This window comes from Streptomyces nanhaiensis (assembly GCF_046614825.1).
Classification (GTDB): domain Bacteria; phylum Actinomycetota; class Actinomycetes; order Streptomycetales; family Streptomycetaceae; genus Streptomyces; species Streptomyces radiopugnans.
In genome coordinates this window covers 1-1,820 of the sequence record NZ_JBKJFM010000325.1, presented here as the reverse complement: position 1 = coordinate 1,820, position 1,820 = coordinate 1, and the positions used below count along the sequence as shown (strand labels likewise).

Genomic DNA, 1,820 nt, shown 5'->3' with positions numbered 1-1,820 from the left:
CCCCAGCTCGGTGGTCACCCCCGCCGCCACCAGACCACCGACGATCGCGACCACCACCACGACCATCCCGACGTACTCCGTCGAGGTCTGACCACCCTCCGAACACCGCAACCGCAGCATCCGCGCCGCTGAGAAGGACCGCCGCGGAGCCCTCCGCTCCCGTGCCAGGGCGAACCAGGAGCGCGCACGCGGCGTCGAGAGCAGCGCCACCACCAGCAGCGGCAGAAGGATGTGGACCGGCCCCCACCACAGGCCGTCCCCGGTGTTCTGCCACGCCCGGACCAGCGCCCAGGCCTGCACGGGGAAGACGACCGCCCACGCCCGGCGCCCGGCCGTCCGCATCCCGCCGGCCAGCAGGGCTCCGGCCGCCCCGGGCACCAGGGCGTACACCGCCTCCCGGCCCGCCGCGCCGGCCGCCGCGTCGGCGACCGACAGGCCGAGCAGCGCGAGGAGCACGAGCCTCGCCGCGACCACCGCGCTCGGCATCGGTGTGCGCCCGGCGTACCCATGGTCCGAAGGCGCTGAGGATACGAGTCCCGACATATCGGGGAGGCTATTGGGCCACCACCGGGGAGGCATGGGCCCGGGGACCCAAAGCCGGGCCCAACTCCCTTTTCTCGAAGCGGTTCTGCCGCGCGCCGGCCGGTACCGGGGGCGCTGCCGTGCTCACCGCCGTCATCAACCGTCCCAGTTCCCGTCCCGTTCCCGGACAGGCCGGCCGGCCTGCGGCTTCGGTCGGTTGCCACAGCTTGCGGCAGCCGTCATCACCCCACGCGCCGCAGCCCTTCGGGGGTGATGGCCAGCCACCACAGGGCGCCGAACGGCTCCCAGCCGACCGACTCGCAGCCGTCGACGAAACGCCGCACCTGGTCCCCGACCGGGGAGTTCCACGCCTCGAAGCCGCTCTCGCCCAGGTCTCCGAGTTCCATCAGATGCTCCTCCAGCAGGACCTCCAACAGGGCGACGGCGACCTGCCTGAAGTCCTCACCCGACCGTTTCGCCTCCTCCCGGGCGTGCCAGAGCAGCATGTCGACCGGAATCCAGTCGTCGACCGCCTCGGCCAGTACGCGGTCCACGAGCCCGGCGCGGCCGCCGGCCTCGTCCCTCTCGTCAGCTCCCATGGTCTATGTGCACCTTCTTCGGCTTCTGCCCCGGTGGGAAGATGTCGATCGTCTCACCACCGGACGCCGAGGTCTTCCGCCACTGGATGACCGTGCCGTCCTCCAGCCTGTAGACGTCCGGGATCTTCTCACCGCGCGGGGGGAGCTTCTCGGCGTCCTTGGTCCACTCCTCGAAGTGCTTCCGGAGCTCGCCGACGTCCTCGACCACCTTGACCGACCCCTTCTGCTTGCCGTCCGGCAGCTTGTCGAAGGACTCGCTCCAACTGCAGTTGTGGACCAGGGCGTTCTCGGTTCCGACACCCACGTAGTAGGTGTGGATGTCCTCGATGGACAGGTCGTGGGTGCGCTGCCGCAGCTCGTAGCGCTCGACCTCCGCCACCTCCAGGGAGGAGCCCCCGGGCGTGCGCAGCTCGTCCCCGGGCCGGATCCCGCCCGCCTCCACCCAGCGCGCCTGGTCCGCCAGCCAGAACGGATGCGTGTCGGTCGCCGTCAGCGTCACCGCACGCCCGCCCACCAGCACCGTCAGCCGGGTGAAGTCCTTGTCGTCCTCGGTCGTGATCGTCCCAGCCACCGGCCGGACGGTCGTCAGCCCCCGGTACGGATCGGTGACCGTCACCAGATCCCCGGCCCGCACCTCCTCGATCGCCCGGCGGCTCCCGTCCGCCAGCAGCACCGGCGTACCCGGCAGGAAACTGTGGT

2 protein-coding genes and 1 pseudogene are annotated in these 1,820 nt (G+C 71.4%); all 3 read right to left on the bottom strand.

Annotated elements, in window-relative coordinates; translation table 11 throughout:
* Positions 1 to 486, bottom strand: a pseudogene (locus ACLIYP_RS30350) (alpha/beta hydrolase); the annotation flags it as partial.
* A 278-nt stretch (positions 487 to 764) separates the two neighbouring features.
* Positions 765 to 1,121 (bottom strand): hypothetical protein, encoded by a 357-nt coding sequence (locus ACLIYP_RS30345; RefSeq protein ID WP_412716283.1) that lies wholly within the window; start codon positions 1,119 to 1,121, stop codon positions 765 to 767.
* The coding region (locus tag ACLIYP_RS30340; RefSeq protein WP_412716282.1) for a polymorphic toxin-type HINT domain-containing protein at positions 1,111 to 1,820 on the bottom strand (710 nt) is incomplete at its 5' end. The genes ACLIYP_RS30345 and ACLIYP_RS30340, both read right to left, overlap by 11 nt.